We start from the raw sequence: 14,073 nt of genomic DNA on the forward strand, positions 1-14,073 counted from the left end.
GCCTTTGCTGCGTCCGAGGTCTTTGCAGATCGAGTGCAGGGACCGGCCTTCGGCGTGCAGTGCGCGGAGTCGGTCGCTGTCGTCGTCAGTCCAGCGACGGGCCATCGGGTGTGGTGATGTCGAGGCCGCGGGCGCGGGCGGCACGGGCAACGGTGTTCTCGGCCGACGGCTGCCAGTGTTCGCCCATGACGCGCCGGAAGGTGTTGCGCGCCTCGGCAATTCGGATGGCGAGCAGGCCACGACGGTTGATCTTGTCGTCGACGTTGCGGACCGCCTCCCAGGCAGGGATCACCTCGTCGAAGTAGGTGCGCTTCTGTTCGGCCGTGTCGAAGCCGTCTTCGGCTACCGCGGTGATCTCTGCGACGAGAAGCGCGTACTGCCGGCGGTAGTCGTCGGCGGGGACGGTGGTGAAGTCGCCTCGGTCGCGGGGTCCTCCGAGGCGCTCGACAGCCATCAGAGGCCCATCGCGGCGGCGAGCATATCGCCGACTGGGGCGTCGTAAGGCAGGGTCCGCCCGCCGATCACGAGCGTGCCGCCAACCGGCGGGTTGCTCGAGCTCGCGTGGTAGTGGGGGGCGCGTGGCCGCGGCCTCGGCTTGAGAACCGGCACGCGGTTTACGATGCGGGCAGCCATCAGGTCACCGCCTTTCGGTTCGGAAATGTGAGCCCCATGGCAACTATCCGGAAATCCCGGATAGTTCGGGGAACGGGAAACGCGACCGTGCCCTCGTCAGGGTCAACGGTCGCGCAAGCGCAGCTTAACCCAGATCTGCTGACGATGCCACGACCTGCGACTTCCGCAACCGCTGCGCCTCACGCGCCCGCTTATGCGCAGCCAACACGTCACCGAGCCGGTACCACCACTTGCCGTCGACCTGCTCGCCCGCCAGATAGCCCTTGCGACGCAGGAAGTCCACACGATCGCGGTTGAGCCCCCTGGCCTGATCACCGAGCTTGTGGGCCATGCGAGCCACCGCGGCGGCATCGACCTCGATGCGGTTGGCCTGCTTGATCATCTCCGCTTCGCGGTCGTGTGGGATGCGGTACTCCTGCTCGACGACACCCACCGCCCGAACGGCCGCGTCGACGGCCCGGATGACGCCCGACACCAGCTCGCGACCCACACGCGGCTCCATCACCGAGAGTGCGACCCGATGCTTACGCAGCCAGCCAGCCACGGCGACCAGGCTGTCGACCGCGGGCACCTCGACACCGCGGTGCTCGCACAACACCCGCACGGTCGTCGTCAGCTCGTTGCTCAGCTCGGCGAGGATGCCCTCGGCCCCCAGATGGTAGGGCGGGCGGGAACACGGCTGAGATTGGACGTGGGGGCCCGCAACACCCATCCGTGACCACGGACCACCCAACAACGCCAGACGGTCAACCAGATCGGTCGTCACCAGATCCAGCCTGCGACACAGATCCGCCAACTCGCCCTCCGACAACACCTCATCCGCACGCCATGCGCGCGACCTCGACCTCGAACGTCCGTGCTGCTCACGCGCCTGTTCACGCGCGTCGCCGTCGACCGAACGTGCGTCGTGGTGTTGGGGCTTGCTCACTTCATCTCCTCGGGTCATCGGCGGCGCTGTTCCACGTCGTCGCGGCTGATCACGCCTCGTGCGAGCAGGTGGGGCTTGTGTCCGACATGCCAGTAGCCAGATCCGAGGCAGCGGTAGACGCTCAGTCGTCCGTCACCGAGTCGTCGTCGGAGGGTTTTGGCGTCCCGCTTGGCGCGGTAGCTGCGTTTGCCGCAGTCGGGGCAGGTGGTCCAGTCGGGCGCGGTCGTCATGCGGCGTCTCCGCCCTTGGCTGCACGGAGGTATGCCTCGTGGTAGGCCTCGAGTCGGTCGATGAGCACCAGGTAGTCGTCGAGGTCGACCACGGCGAGGTGGATTGGCGGGTTGCCCCCGACACCTCGGCGCTTGACGACGAGCGCACCGGTGTACGCCCCGGCTGCCTTGCGCTGGGCCGCAAGGCCGGTGAGCCACTCTCGCCAGGCGGGGGTGGCGACGTCCTTGGTCTGCAAGATGTGGCGGCCGTCGCTGAAGAGGTGGATGTCGCCCTGGTCTTCCATGCGGCCGGGTCTGGTGCGACGCGCTTGGGTGAATCCGAATGCGAGGCAGCGGGCAAGGATGTCGCGCTCGTATTTGTCGCCCTTGGCTTTGTTGCGGTTAACCATCGAATTACCTTTCTCAGAAGTTCGGATTTTCGGGGAATTCGTATTCCCGCTTTTTCTGCACGACATTGTTTTCGCGCAGTTCGGGCGGGATGGGTCGCTCGCAGGCGTGCTCGACGTGCACGGTGGTCGTGCGGTCAGCCGGTGGCCATCGGAAGAAGCTCGACACCACGCGCGCCCTCGGGCCAGTGACGGTGAACAGGGTGCGCTCGGTGGCCCGGTAGGCGATGACCCCGATCTCGGTGAGGGGGTCGGTGTCGATGAGTCGGTCGAGTGCTTCGACGCGGCCGGCGAGTACGGGGGTGTGGCAGCGCGGGCAGCGGGTCGGGGTGAGGTCGGTGGTGTCGGCCATCGAGGGCGCTCGGGGGGTGTCTGCGCGCTGTTTGCGCTGGGCGTGTGAGGCGCCGCAGTCGGGGCAGACGCAGCGCGGTGCGGGGCTCACCGGTCGGCCTCGTGGTGGGCGTGGCCACATGGGGTGGCCACGTGGCCGTTTTGGCCACCCCGGTCGAAGGTTCTCGCGTAGGGGTTAGCCTTTTTTAGATAACAAAATGATAACGGTGCAGGTAGAGAGGATTTTAGGGTACGGTAACTCTCGATCGATGATTGAGAGTTTTTCGCCCGATCCGTGGCCACCCCCACCCGGGGTGGCCATTTCTTCCACCCCCTCATTTCGCCACCTCCGAAAGGGTGATCCGATGACCGTTACTGCCGTCGGTGACCACCTCTTCGATCTCGACCAAGCCTTGCCTTTCGAGTCTTTCGAGTGCCTCTGTGACCATTGCCCGGTCGCGGCTGCTGATGCTCTTCAGCAGCTCCGAGGCTGACAATGACGGCCCTTTGCGGTCGAGGGCGCGCATGATCGAGCTGGACACCCTGGCGGCCTTCCAGTTCACTGCAGCGTCGTCGCGCACCGCCTGGGAGATGCCCATGGACTCGCCGCGGGCAACTGCCTCGCGCTCGGACTCGGCGGCCAGCTCGGCGCCGATCTCGGCCCGGACCGCCTCCGACTTGGCCATCACCGCGCCCGCCAGATGCCAGTCCCACTCGTCCGGCGTGGTCCGCCCATCGAGGGCACACAGGGCCACCATCACCTTTTCTCGGGTAAAAAGGGTGTGCCCGTCGAGTGCATTTCCCTCGCCGCGTGCTCGCGCAATTCGGGATTCTCTGATGGTTGTTTTCGCGATCTCCGGAATGTCGAGATCTCCTCGGACCCTGACCCACCGCGTGTAGTCGATCGGGGGGTGCTCTTTTCCTTCCACCGATCCGATCTCGGGGTCGTTGGCTGGCAACCACACGAACCGTTGCGGGGTGCCGCCGGCCGCATCGTCGATCAGCGGTCTGGCCCTGCTCGCCTGGACGCCGAGGATCAAGGCCATGCGGTACTGGTGTTTGCCGACCAGGAGCCGCTTGGTCGGGTCGGCGTAGGAGAATCCGATCTCCTCGCCGGAGTAGGCGGATCTGAGCTTGCTCATGATGGTGGCGCCTTGTCGTCCGCCGACCGCGGTCAGGGTGTCGACCTCGGGGATGGAGAACAGGCAACTGGTGCGGTCACGGATGATGCCGCCTGGCTCGGCGTCGTCCTTCTCCTTCGGTCCGGCCCGATGGACGTAGGAGTGCGCCAGACCCTCGCCCGAGCCTGCGGGGAGCTCCCCGATCGACGGGTCGAGGGGGACGAGGAGCTCGGCGACGGCTTCTGATGCCCCTTTGCCCTGCCCGGAGTGTCCGACGATCGCGATGAAGGTGTTGAGCGATCCTCGCCCACCAATGAACGGTGGCAGGGTGATCCAGGGCGGTGTGGCAGCCAGGACGCGGGCGATGCAGCAGCCGAGGACCGACCAGGGGGAGGAGAGCCGTGAGTGTGCCATCTCGTAGATCGCGGTGAGGTACGGCTTGGCCGCCCAGAATTCGGCGTCGGGGATCTGGATCGTGCCCGGGTCGTCGTCTTCGTCGCCCACCTCTGGGGTGTCGACGTCCTCGGTCGGCTCGGGCTGCCGTCGTTCGGTGTTGATTCTCAGCACCTCGGTGACGTCGACGACGGTCGGCGATGAGGCGATGAGCTGGTGTCCTCGCTCGTTGCTGATCATGCGCGCGAACTCGGAGCGTGCCTGCTGATCAGATCTGGTGCCGTCCTTGGTGACAGCGCCGGCGAATGCCGAGCCGAGCACCGACAATGCCTGCTGCACACCGGCGTACCCCTGCTCGGACATGCGCAGGAGCGCCAGGACGTGCGCGCAGGTGGTGTCGTGTCTGCTGGCCGCGCCGGGGAGGTCGAGGATGGCGGAGTTGAGCCGGTTGGACACCGCAAGGTCCATGGTGCCGTCGGTGAGTCCGGCGATGGCGTGGGTGACGTCGACGGAGGCGAGTGATGTCGGCACCGTCGACACCCCGGCGGTGAGAGGGGTAATCCACCCCTCTGGCAGGTCGGGCAGGTCGTCGGGTGATGGGATGTCACAGGAGAACCCATCGGCGTCCTGCCAGCGGTAGCGGGCTCCGACGGGGTGCAGGGATGGCCAGACGACGGCGTACCGGTGGGATGCCTGGACGATCTCGATGTGGCCGAGGCCCACATCGGGGAATTCGATCTTGGTGGCCAGTCGGGTGCCTGCGGGGACTCGGTAGAGGCGGATGCCGGAGTGGGCGTCGTCTCTGCTGGTGGTGCGCACGGTGGCCGGCAGTGGCACCCACAGGTGCTCGGCGTAGGCGAGTGTGCCTGCGCCGGTGCGCCCGTCATAGGCGTCGACGTCGATGCCGATGATGGTGTCGGGGAGGTGCAGGGCAGTGTTGCCGTCGGGTCTTTCCTCGCACCATGCTTGGATGTCGGGGTAAGAGGGGGTGAGGGCTTGGTATCCGGTGTAGCTGGTTGGTGGGGGAAACTTCTTCCCGCGGGGCATGGGCAGGATGCCTCGCCATCCGGCGGCCCAGTATTGGGGGGCGGCGTCGGCGTATCCGTCGGCAAGGATTGGGTTGGGGGTGTCGTCGTTGACGGGCATCATTCGGCCACGTCCTCCTTCTCGTCGTGCTGGCAGTCGACGCACAGGCGTGGTCGCCAGGTGGTGGCGGGCAGGCGGGCGCCGCACTCGGTGCACCGCGGGTAGTCGCCGACCCCCATCACTTCCTCCTCTGCGTGTTAGCCATACAGTCCGCGTACCGCTGCGCGTCGGCATGGGTGTCGAAGGTGCGGGTGCGTGAGTGGTCGGTGTCGGATTCGGCACGCCAGCAGGGGCGTCCCCAGGTCTCGCCTTTGCGCACAGTCCACTTCCCGACCCCCATCACGCATCACCGCCGCTTTGCCGCATCACACCTCGGTGACTCGCCATGTCCTCGGCCGACGTTGACCCGAACCGCTCGACAATGTGCGCCTCCAGCTCGTCGGCGGTGGAAAACCTCCGGACCGGGATCCCAAACGGATTCAGGAGGAGGTACTCGGCGCCACTCATCTCTTCTTGCCCGCCCTCTTCGGCTTGGTCAACTCGTCCTGCTCTCGCCACAACTCCGTATGAGCGGAGCACAGGTAGAGCTTGGCGCCGTCTGGCATCGTCCGCGTGTGTGTCACACGAGCCCTTGGGCCATACAGCCCCCCGGATTCGTGTTGCGCCGCAAAGCATTCGTCACAGGATGTGCGCTGCTTGGAGCTGGCGTACTTCGGGCGCCACTTCGCGGACGCCTTGTGGGGGTGAACTTGGTACAGCTTGCTCAGTCGCTGGTCGAGATACCCAGGTTTCAGCGGTTCCATCACGCCTTCTTCTTGTCGTCGAGTAGGTCGAGGTTGGCTGCGCGGAAGTCGGGTCCGCAGATGTCGACCCATCGGCGCGCAACCTTGAGTGCGTCGCCGGTCAGGTCCGGGCACACCGCGTAGGTTCCGTCGCGCATGAGCAGCACAGGTGCCATGTGCCGGACGCCTGGGACATCGACAGCGCACGCCGCATCGCGGACGTCATAGATCGGCATCACGCACCGCCGCCCCACCATGGACATGCCGAACCGAATCGACGCACGTAGTAGCCGTCAAAGTCGCACGCCGCGCAGGCGTGAGTATTCGTGTGGCTACAGGCGTTCGGGCTGGGGTGCAGGATGTGGTTGTCGGTATAGACGGTGCCGTCGTATGAGGTGTAGGGGTCCATCACACCCTCCCTTCGGTAATCCGGATGATCAGCTCGGCGAGCGCGGCAGCCTTGTCGTCGTCACACGCGATGGACAGGGGGCGTACCGAGCAGTGATGCTGAATGAGTCGCTGAATCTTTTCGCGCACTTCGGTTCTCGTACGCATAGCCATCTGCTCGGCCATCACGCCTCCTCCAGTTCTCTGTCGATGGCCTGACGCACCCTCTGGACCTTGGACAGAGTTCCGCTCTTCAGCGGACCGTGGTTGACGACATACACAGCGAAGCCAGCCACCCAGAACAGCCGGTACGCCCTATCTGCGGTCGCAACGATCGCGGCGTGACGGGTCTGGTTGCGCGGCTGCAACCGCTCCGGCAGCAGCTTGAGGAGACCTTCGCCCCACTCGAACCACAGCCTCAGCAGCCCCCCAACCACGACAGCTGTCGCGGCTGCTGTGACGGCTACAGCGGGGATAGTCAACAGCCCGAGCCAATAGTCGCTCACAGTTCCTCCAGGTCTCGTTTGATGTCGTAGACAAACTGCTCGCCGTCGATGGGTACACCGAGCGTGTCGCCGAACGCGCTAAGGGCCGCGGCAACCATCTCGACCACGCTCGTGTCCCGCAGCATGGCCCGCAGGATCGTGACGTCGACAGGTGTGCCGGTGCGGTGCCGGGAGGTCATGAGGCACCGCCGAAGTCGAGGGTCATCGTGGTCTCCTTGTCATGGGCCCGCTCCCACATGTTGATGAGCGTCGGATGGTTGGCCAGGTGCACGATGTGGCGGATCGCTTTTGGGCCGCAGGCACGTTCAGCCATTCCGGGATAGATGCCGCCGTGTGCGGCTTGCGCCCACATGTCGCAGCAGTAGTGCAGGATTGTGGCGGCCGCAAGGATCGTGTCGGCCTGCATGGCCTGCCGATGCCGTTTCTTCGCCTCACGCACCGCGAAGTCGGATCGGCCGATGGCGAACAACTCCCAGTCAGCCAAGAATGAAACTCCCCGGCGCAAGGCTGCCAACATCATTCGGGGAGCTGGTGATCAGCAGCAGGCACGGCTCGCCACCAGCGTCCACTTCCCAGTGCTCGAACAGGTCCCAGCCTTCCGATTTGGGGGCCGGGTTGAAGGAGTGATCCCGCTCATTGTCGTCGTTGATCCACGTCTCGTGGTTGAGGATGCGTTTTGCGATGCTCACTGTCCGGCCTCCGGTGTGCGAAGGAACCCGGCGTCATGCAGGGAGCGGGCACGGTTGAGGTAGCGGTAGCGGGCACCACTGGGGAGCTGATCCCAGGGGGTGCCTTGGTTATGCTGCACATCGACGGCCCGTATCGCCTTCGCTACCCGCTCGATCAACGCGTCGACATCCACGACATCCACGGCCGCCTCCTCTAGATCCCGCAGTCGGTCGACCTCCGAACGCAGGGATGACACCTCCGACTCGGGGATCAAGGTCTCGGTGGTGCCGTCGGCGTGCAGGAGCGAGACGCTGTGCACGCGTGGTCTTCTCTGTTCGGTCATCATGACTCCTTTCGGGGTTCCGGGTTCGGCTGCCTCGCAACCCCTTACAAGGCAGCCGAACCGAGATAGGAAGGTCAGGCCTGCGCGGCGAGGATCGCCTGCTTGGTGGCCTCGGGCATCGAGGCCCACTGCTCTGCGGTGAATCCGGCGGGCACGGACTCGGCCGGCGCCGAGGTGAGCGCGTCGGCCGCCGAACTCGCAGCAGCCCCACGATCGAACTCGTAGGTGTAGTCCTTGTAGGTGTAGGAACCGCTCTGGCCACCCTGGGCGCGCTTCTCCCCGTTGTAGACCGCCTCGAACACGACCCCGGGCCTCATGACCTCGGAGCCCTTCGATGCGCCGCTCTCGCGGATCGCCTCCACGAGGGCCTGCTTTCGCTTGCCCCAGTTCGGGATGTAGACACTCCGCGCGCCGTCATCGTCTCCATCCAGCCGCTGGTCGGTCTGGACCGAGACGATGAACTGCATCTTGGGGTCACCCGACGGGAAGGTGGCGGGCTGCTGGGTGGTGTAGTCGGTGACCTGCCGGTAGTCCACCGAGATGATGGGGCCGCGGACCTTTTCACCGGCGACGCTGTCCGCGGTGAACGCGGACTTGCTGCGGGTGCTGAGGGCCTTGTCGATGTCGTCGAGGATGCTCATTTTCTTGTTCTCATTTCTTCTCATGTGGCCCGAATCGCTTCTGCGACTGGGGGTCTAGATTCCGTTGCACTCGAACGGGGTGAGTGGGGTGGAGGCGTGGAAAGGGCACACGTAGCAGTCGCCGGTCGTGGCGGGGATCTTGTCGACGTTCTCGGGGTGGTTGTCGATGTCGAGGTCCCAGATCAGTGCGGTCGCCAGGTCGAGGCGGGCGAGGGTCTCGTCGACCACGGCGTCGTCGAATGGCTCGGTCCACAGGTGGGCGTGCTTGAGCTGTCCACCGCGGGGAAGGAAACAGATTCCCACCCGCTGCACGGGGATGCCTCGGTTGCACCACCCCCGCCCGTACAGGTGGGCTTGGCGGCGGTACACCTCCGACGGCCCGTGCCGTTTGTAGTGGTCAAATCGGCTCTGACCAGGGAATTTCCAGTCGATGACGGTGAACGTCTGGAGGTCGAGAAGGTCACAGGTGCCGGCCAGCCCTTGGCGGACGGTGACACGCTGCTCAGCCATCCATCGCATGCCGTCCCCATGGGCGATGCGGCGGGCGTTGTCGGCCTCGGCGTACGCCTGCACCATGGCGTGGGCGCCGGTGCCGACCACCGAGGGCAGTGGGTCGCTGCCTCGGCTGGTGTGCGGTGCCCCGTACAGTTTGAGGGCGAGTTTCCGGAGGCAGGGGGTTCCGACCTCGGAGGGGCCGAGGTCCCTTTGCTGGCTGCGTTCCTCGCCTGCGGAGCCGTCGATGATCATCTGCTTGAGGTCGCCGAGCAGATCGACGTCGGTCACGGTCATCGGAAACTCCTCGCTCGCTTCTTCTTCGGAGCATCGGGAGCGTCCAGGTTGTCCACGCAAACCGGAGTCCCATCAACCACGGAGGCCGCGTAGGCGTACATCCAGTACGCAGGCCTGAGAATCAGTAGGGCGTATCCCTCATCTCCGATGGCCGAGAGGATTCCGTCGGATGCGTCGAGGGAGTCGGCCTTGATGCCCATCTCCCTACCGTCGGCCAACCCAACGATCCAGTATTTCCGTCCATACCTCTCGGCAGAGGGGTTGTGCACGCCATACCTCATGACCCCCTGTGACCGAGGTCCGAAGCCTCCCAACGGGATCTCGGCAAGCTCGCCATGATGCCTGCCTCCACAGGAGCAGGAGCATTCACCCTCCTCCTCGGCGAGCAGGCAGCGTCCGTTGCACTGACCGCTGTCGATAAGGCCTCGGTAAGTGGTCATCACTCGACCACCCGGAAGGTGCGAACCTCGGTGGCGCGCATGAACTCAGCGACGATCTCGGGATGGGCTCGCTTGAGTGCCGTCTGGTCGAGGCTGTTGCGCTTGGTGTGCTTCCACGTCGCCACGGTGTGGCCGTCGAGTTTGCCGATCTCGTTGTCGCCCAGTGCGAGTTCGACATCGGCACGCAGGGATGCCCTGGTCTCGGCGAGGACCTTGATCTGTGCGTCGATGGCACGGATGGCGTCGATCTGGTCACGCACGGCGTCGAGGTCGACGATGTGCGGTTCGGTGGTGGTCATCGGGTCTCCTTGGGTGCGGTGCGGTAGTGCTCGTCGAGGGGGTCTCGCAGGTCGAGCACTCCGAGTGGGGTGTTGTCGATGTCGTGCAGCTCGTCGTCATCGGTGGGGATGTCGGGCCACAGGTAGGCGAGCGCCCAGGTGCCTGCGAGGCCTGCGAGGCAGCCGATCGCGCAGATGGCGGTGAAGGCGTCAGCGCTCATCGGACGGCCTCGGCGTGGCGGGTGCCGGCGTACGCGCCGGCGTAGGCCATCGCGGCACCCCATCGGGTGAAGAACCTGTCCCGCCCCGGGTCGGTGGGATGCTCCGCCCACCAACCGGTGACCATCCCGACTCCCGGCACCCATCGGGTCCCGCTGCCGACCGACCACTTCGCACGGTGCTTGGCCATCAGGCCACCTCCCCGATCCAGTCGTCCCAGTCGATGTCCTCTTCGTGGATCTCGGCTCCGTCGGCCGGGACCGCGGTGAGGAATGGGCAGAGGTCGTCGTCGGCGGAATGCCAACCGCTGCACCACGGGCACTCGATCAGTCCTCCGTCGGGGTCGGGCGGGTCGCCGGCAAGGTCGTACAGTCCGAGGTCACGCATCGCGGTCACCACCGACCAGGCGCAGGGGAGTGACCTCGGGCGGGAACGCCATCACTGATGCGACGAGCTGGAGGGCGCGGAGCAGGGTGACGGCCTCGGCGCTGATCATCCGGCGGCCGGACTTGGCGGTCAGGATGCGCACGGCCGCTAGTGGTTCGTCGGCGTTCCACTCTGGGTAGCGGTCGGGGTTGACGCCGTGGACGTCGACGCTGGCCCGGTCGGCCGCGATGTAGGTCGAGACGGATGAGTGGGGTCCGGCGAACTCGGTGATCTGCTCGAGGAGTCGGCCGGTGACCTCGGCGGTCGAGGTAGTCGTCTCGGTGCAGTCGGTGGAGTGACGACCGACCGACCGGCAGCAACGGTGGTAGGTGGAGTCGACGGTGGTCATGCCGCACCGTCCTTGAGATCGGCGAGGTAGGGGTCGATGATCACGCGGCGGATGACCTGCTGCGCCTCGGGGGAGAGGTCGCCGGCGTGGAAGTCGGCTGCGAATTCCCGTGCTCGACGCTTGATGTCGGCGGAGATCTCGTCGCGGGAGATCTGTGCCTTAGACTGGTCCTGCATTGAGAGCCTTCTTTCTCGTTGTGTTCGCCGTCCGTGTGTCCGCACGGGCGGCGATTTTTTGTTGGTCAGGCCGCGGCGATGCGCCGGTGCTTCTCCAGCACCGAGACTGGGACGTTGAGGGCGATGGCGAGCTTCTTGGTCACCCGCGCGTTGGGCTCTCGGCGTCCGTTCTCCAGGTCGCTGAGGTAGCCGAGAGACATCCCGGCAGCCTCGGCGAGGGAGGTGAGCGTGTGGCCGTCCTTCTCGCGGATGACGCGAAGCTCCTGCCACGTTCGGGGCGGTGGGAGTTCGTTCTTCGTCATGCGTTCGAAGGTACTGCGTAGAAGTGCGTAGGTCAAGCGTAGATCGCACGAAGTGATGCGTAGTGGCCGTGACCTGCGGTGTTCGAAAACGACATGCGTGTAATTGCGAAAGTTGGCGGGATTCCCAGGACTGGACTTCGCACACCTACGCTTGCATGGTGAGTGACATGGGAACGCCCTCAGCACCGCCAGAGGCTCGGCTGATCGACGCCGCGCAGAAGGCGGCGGTACCGAAGCTGTCGATGCGCAAGGCCGCAGAGATGGCTGGGATGAGCGAGGGGCGTTGGCGTCAGATCGTGAAGGGCTTCCAGGGGACCGGCACAGGCCGGATTCCGGTGGTCGCACCTGACGAGACGATCGCCCGCATGGCACTCACGGTTGGGCTCGCGCCTGACCAGCTCGATGAGGCTGGGCGCCCGGACGCCGCAGGAATCCTGCGGCACCTGCTCGCAACCAGCGAGCAGCCGGATGTCGAACTCACCGGGGTCTCAACAGACAGGCTCCTCGGCGAGATTCGGCGGCGAATCGAGGGGGCTGGAAATGGGAAGCTGGAAATTGCGCCGGAACAGGGAACACCGGGCGAAGCGGGTCAAGGCCAGAAGACCTCAGACGACGCGGAGGATCGGGCGACTGATGCTATCCGGAGTCGCTTCGGTTCCGAGTCGGACGAGGGTCAAGAGCTCAAGTAGCTGGTCATCCGTCAGTCGTCTGGTGTCGAAGCGTGGCGCCATGTCGGCGATGTCGGCGAGGATCTGTGGTCGGTGCATGAGAGATTAGTAGCGCTCGACTCCGACAATCAGATCGCACAGGTGTTCGAATTCATCCGACCGGACCACAGGAGGCCTCAATGACGACTGAGAGCAAGCGCAGTACATGGTGGATCTGGGTCGCTGTGCCCGTGCTCGTACTCGCTGCCATCGTCGCCATGATCGCGGCCAACACCTCAGATGACCCCAGCCCGGAAGAGCGGGAGGCCGCACGCGTCGAGGCGGTGACCGACCCGCACAACCTCGACAGCGCGGCCACCGTCGCGTGTGAGCACGCGCTGAAAGACGCTGCGTACAACCCTGGATCGGTGGAGACCCGTCGCGTGCAGGTGACCACGCCGTCGAGCCGTTACGGTGAGTGGGAGGTCACCGGAGAGGTGAACGCGCAGAACCGACTCGGAGGCATGGCCGGCTACCGGCGGTTCGAGTGCCTGGTGACATGGACGGGTGAGGATCGGGTCATGCGGGCAACAGTCACAGGGCCAGCTTGATCACGATCGACCCCGGATCGAAACTGCCCGGGCCACGCACAGTCGACCGCAGGATCGTCACCGACGCCAGCGCCCGGACAAGAGCACGCCGCTCGGACACAGACGCCCGCCCCCAGTAGTCGCGCGCCGCCGGACCGAGAGCATCACCAGGGATCGGCATCGGGGACACGGACGCCCGCCGTCGGGCCTCGGCGATCTGCGGCAACAACTTGGCTTCGATGCGCGCGAGCGCAGACGCGGAGAGCCCGCCGCTGGCCGCCTCATCGGTGAAGGCATCCAGACGCGACTGGAGTGCCACCAGCTCCTCGTGTGCGGCGGCAGCGGCCGGGTCGTCGCGGGTGAACGCCGACGGCGACAGACCCTCCAGGGTGGCGATGACGAACTCGGAGACCATCTCGTCGGCGCGGTCCACCCGCCGGCGCACACACACCGCCGAGGTCGAGCAGACATAGGTGGCGTTGATGTGCTTGGACCGGGCTGACGGCGGATCGAAGTAGCGCACGGTGGCGCCGCAGACGCCGCAGACGGCGATCCCGGACAGCAGGTGCTTGACCTCGGTGCTGTCGTTCATCCGGCGGTCAGGGTCCCGGTACAGGGCGCACAGCCGATCCCAGGTATCGCGGTCGAGGATCGCGGGCCAGCGGCCCGGTCCGACGACCTCACCGCGGTGCTCCCGCAGACCGGCGACCGCGGGGCGCACGAGCATCACCCGCAGACGTTGGGACAGCCACGCACTGCCGGTCGGGGTGGGAATGTCGCGTGCGGTGAAGTCGGCGCAGACGGACCGGCCGGACTCGCCGCCGAGGATGCGTTGTGCGGCCTCGCGCAGGATCGCGGCCTGTTCGGGCATCAGCTCCCACGACTCGGTGCGGCCGGTGCGCGGGTCGCGGACGGGGCGGTAGCCGTATGGTGCGCGTCCGGCGGGGCGTCCGGCGAGGGCGGATGCGCGTTTGCCGCGCAGGACGCGCTCACGGATCTGCTCGGCCTCTTTCTCGGCGAGCAGCGCGTCGAGGCCGGTCGAGAATCGGTCGTCGCCGTGGGAGAGGTCGTAGAGCCGTCCGCTGTAGCACCAGGCGACGCCGCGCTCGGCGCAGAGGTCTCGGAGTTCGACGTAGGCCGCGAGGTCGCGTTGCGCTCGGGAGGCCTCCCAGGTGACCAGGACATCGCCGGAGCGGAGGACGTCGGCGAGGCGGCGGTAGGCGGGACGGTCTTTACTCGACCAGCGTGAGGCCCCGATGTCGTCGTCGCACAGCACCTCGGCGACATCCCAGTCTCGGGTGCGGCACAGCTCTCGGCACTCGCGCTCTTGGTCATCGGTGCTGGTCGAGCGTCCGCTGTGGTCGTTGGAGACGCGGGTGTAGATGATGGCGCGCATATGCACATGCTCGCACATCCGGCCTC

General features: G+C 66.1%; 26 protein-coding genes. 2 read left to right on the forward strand and 24 right to left on the reverse strand.

Features of this window, described 5'->3' with window-relative positions; all coding sequences use genetic code 11:
* Positions 1-85: 85 nt before the first annotated feature.
* From ACWDUA_RS24250 to ACWDUA_RS24360, 23 genes are all read right to left on the reverse strand, one after another.
* Positions 86-454: a hypothetical protein gene (locus tag ACWDUA_RS24250; RefSeq protein ID WP_449753582.1), complete on the reverse strand. Its 369-nt coding sequence runs from the start codon at positions 452-454 to the stop codon at positions 86-88.
* Between the two features lie 303 nt (positions 455-757).
* Entirely contained in the window at positions 758-1,561 is an 804-nt protein-coding gene (locus ACWDUA_RS24255; RefSeq protein WP_449753583.1) for a hypothetical protein, read from the reverse strand.
* A 14-nt stretch (positions 1,562-1,575) separates the two neighbouring features.
* Positions 1,576-1,791 (reverse strand): hypothetical protein, encoded by a 216-nt coding sequence (locus ACWDUA_RS24260; protein ID WP_449753584.1) that lies wholly within the window; start codon positions 1,789-1,791, stop codon positions 1,576-1,578.
* Complete coding sequence (locus tag ACWDUA_RS24265) at positions 1,788-2,180, reverse strand: hypothetical protein (RefSeq protein ID WP_449753585.1); 393 nt, start codon at positions 2,178-2,180, stop codon at positions 1,788-1,790. The genes ACWDUA_RS24260 and ACWDUA_RS24265 overlap by 4 nt, the downstream gene beginning before the upstream one ends.
* Positions 2,181-2,193: 13 nt before the next feature.
* A complete protein-coding gene (locus ACWDUA_RS24270; RefSeq protein ID WP_449753586.1) occupies positions 2,194-2,529 on the reverse strand; it encodes a hypothetical protein in 336 nt (111 codons plus the stop codon).
* 313 nt (positions 2,530-2,842) lie between these two features.
* On the reverse strand, positions 2,843-5,167 hold the full coding sequence (locus ACWDUA_RS24275) for a bifunctional DNA primase/polymerase (protein ID WP_449753587.1): 2,325 nt from the start codon (positions 5,165-5,167) through the stop codon (positions 2,843-2,845).
* Between the two features lie 742 nt (positions 5,168-5,909).
* Entirely contained in the window at positions 5,910-6,125 is a 216-nt protein-coding gene (locus ACWDUA_RS24280) for a hypothetical protein (protein ID WP_449753588.1), read from the reverse strand.
* Between the two features lie 172 nt (positions 6,126-6,297).
* Positions 6,298-6,462, reverse strand: coding sequence for a hypothetical protein (locus ACWDUA_RS24285; RefSeq protein ID WP_449753589.1), 165 nt, complete (start codon positions 6,460-6,462; stop codon positions 6,298-6,300).
* Positions 6,462-6,782 (reverse strand): hypothetical protein, encoded by a 321-nt coding sequence (locus ACWDUA_RS24290; RefSeq protein WP_449753590.1) that lies wholly within the window; start codon positions 6,780-6,782, stop codon positions 6,462-6,464. The genes ACWDUA_RS24285 and ACWDUA_RS24290 overlap by 1 nt, the downstream gene beginning before the upstream one ends.
* Positions 6,779-6,961 (reverse strand): hypothetical protein, encoded by a 183-nt coding sequence (locus ACWDUA_RS24295; RefSeq protein WP_449753591.1) that lies wholly within the window; start codon positions 6,959-6,961, stop codon positions 6,779-6,781. The genes ACWDUA_RS24290 and ACWDUA_RS24295 overlap by 4 nt, the downstream gene beginning before the upstream one ends.
* Positions 6,958-7,266, reverse strand: coding sequence for a hypothetical protein (locus ACWDUA_RS24300; RefSeq protein ID WP_449753592.1), 309 nt, complete (start codon positions 7,264-7,266; stop codon positions 6,958-6,960). The genes ACWDUA_RS24295 and ACWDUA_RS24300 overlap by 4 nt, the downstream gene beginning before the upstream one ends.
* A complete protein-coding gene (locus ACWDUA_RS24305; protein ID WP_449753593.1) occupies positions 7,259-7,471 on the reverse strand; it encodes a hypothetical protein in 213 nt (70 codons plus the stop codon). The genes ACWDUA_RS24300 and ACWDUA_RS24305 overlap by 8 nt, the downstream gene beginning before the upstream one ends.
* Positions 7,468-7,794, reverse strand: a complete 327-nt coding sequence (locus ACWDUA_RS24310) for a hypothetical protein (protein ID WP_449753594.1) — start codon at positions 7,792-7,794, stop codon at positions 7,468-7,470. Before ACWDUA_RS24310 ends, ACWDUA_RS24305 begins: the two co-directional genes overlap by 4 nt.
* Positions 7,795-7,868: 74 nt before the next feature.
* On the reverse strand, positions 7,869-8,435 hold the full coding sequence (locus tag ACWDUA_RS24315; RefSeq protein WP_449753595.1) for a hypothetical protein: 567 nt from the start codon (positions 8,433-8,435) through the stop codon (positions 7,869-7,871).
* Positions 8,436-8,489: 54 nt separating this feature from the next.
* Positions 8,490-9,224, reverse strand: a complete 735-nt coding sequence (locus tag ACWDUA_RS24320) for a hypothetical protein (RefSeq protein ID WP_449753596.1) — start codon at positions 9,222-9,224, stop codon at positions 8,490-8,492.
* A complete protein-coding gene (locus ACWDUA_RS24325; protein WP_449753597.1) occupies positions 9,221-9,664 on the reverse strand; it encodes a hypothetical protein in 444 nt (147 codons plus the stop codon). The genes ACWDUA_RS24320 and ACWDUA_RS24325 overlap by 4 nt, the downstream gene beginning before the upstream one ends.
* Positions 9,664-9,963, reverse strand: coding sequence for a hypothetical protein (locus tag ACWDUA_RS24330; protein WP_449753598.1), 300 nt, complete (start codon positions 9,961-9,963; stop codon positions 9,664-9,666). The genes ACWDUA_RS24325 and ACWDUA_RS24330 overlap by 1 nt, the downstream gene beginning before the upstream one ends.
* Positions 9,960-10,163 (reverse strand): hypothetical protein, encoded by a 204-nt coding sequence (locus ACWDUA_RS24335; protein ID WP_449753599.1) that lies wholly within the window; start codon positions 10,161-10,163, stop codon positions 9,960-9,962. The genes ACWDUA_RS24330 and ACWDUA_RS24335 overlap by 4 nt, the downstream gene beginning before the upstream one ends.
* Positions 10,160-10,351, reverse strand: coding sequence for a hypothetical protein (locus ACWDUA_RS24340; RefSeq protein WP_449753600.1), 192 nt, complete (start codon positions 10,349-10,351; stop codon positions 10,160-10,162). Before ACWDUA_RS24340 ends, ACWDUA_RS24335 begins: the two co-directional genes overlap by 4 nt.
* Positions 10,351-10,548, reverse strand: a complete 198-nt coding sequence (locus tag ACWDUA_RS24345; RefSeq protein WP_449753601.1) for a hypothetical protein — start codon at positions 10,546-10,548, stop codon at positions 10,351-10,353. Before ACWDUA_RS24345 ends, ACWDUA_RS24340 begins: the two co-directional genes overlap by 1 nt.
* Positions 10,541-10,936 (reverse strand): hypothetical protein, encoded by a 396-nt coding sequence (locus tag ACWDUA_RS24350; RefSeq protein ID WP_449753602.1) that lies wholly within the window; start codon positions 10,934-10,936, stop codon positions 10,541-10,543. Before ACWDUA_RS24350 ends, ACWDUA_RS24345 begins: the two co-directional genes overlap by 8 nt.
* Complete coding sequence (locus tag ACWDUA_RS24355; protein WP_449753603.1) at positions 10,933-11,112, reverse strand: hypothetical protein; 180 nt, start codon at positions 11,110-11,112, stop codon at positions 10,933-10,935. Before ACWDUA_RS24355 ends, ACWDUA_RS24350 begins: the two co-directional genes overlap by 4 nt.
* 65 nt (positions 11,113-11,177) lie before the next feature.
* On the reverse strand, positions 11,178-11,414 hold the full coding sequence (locus ACWDUA_RS24360; protein ID WP_449753604.1) for a helix-turn-helix domain-containing protein: 237 nt from the start codon (positions 11,412-11,414) through the stop codon (positions 11,178-11,180).
* A gap of 158 nt (positions 11,415-11,572) precedes the next feature.
* Here ACWDUA_RS24360 and ACWDUA_RS24365 point away from each other — a divergent pair, with 158 nt between their 5' ends.
* Together ACWDUA_RS24365 and ACWDUA_RS24370 are read left to right on the forward strand one after the other, a co-directional pair.
* Entirely contained in the window at positions 11,573-12,103 is a 531-nt protein-coding gene (locus ACWDUA_RS24365; RefSeq protein WP_449753605.1) for a hypothetical protein, read from the forward strand.
* Between the two features lie 158 nt (positions 12,104-12,261).
* Positions 12,262-12,672, forward strand: coding sequence for a hypothetical protein (locus tag ACWDUA_RS24370; RefSeq protein ID WP_449753606.1), 411 nt, complete (start codon positions 12,262-12,264; stop codon positions 12,670-12,672).
* On the opposite strand, the gene ACWDUA_RS24375 is transcribed toward ACWDUA_RS24370, so the two are convergent.
* Positions 12,656-14,073: recombinase family protein (locus ACWDUA_RS24375; protein WP_449753607.1), on the reverse strand; the 1,418-nt coding region annotated here is incomplete at its 5' end. The two genes, ACWDUA_RS24370 and ACWDUA_RS24375, sit on opposite strands and share 17 nt — an antisense overlap.

The organism is Gordonia sp. NPDC003376 (assembly GCF_053589235.1).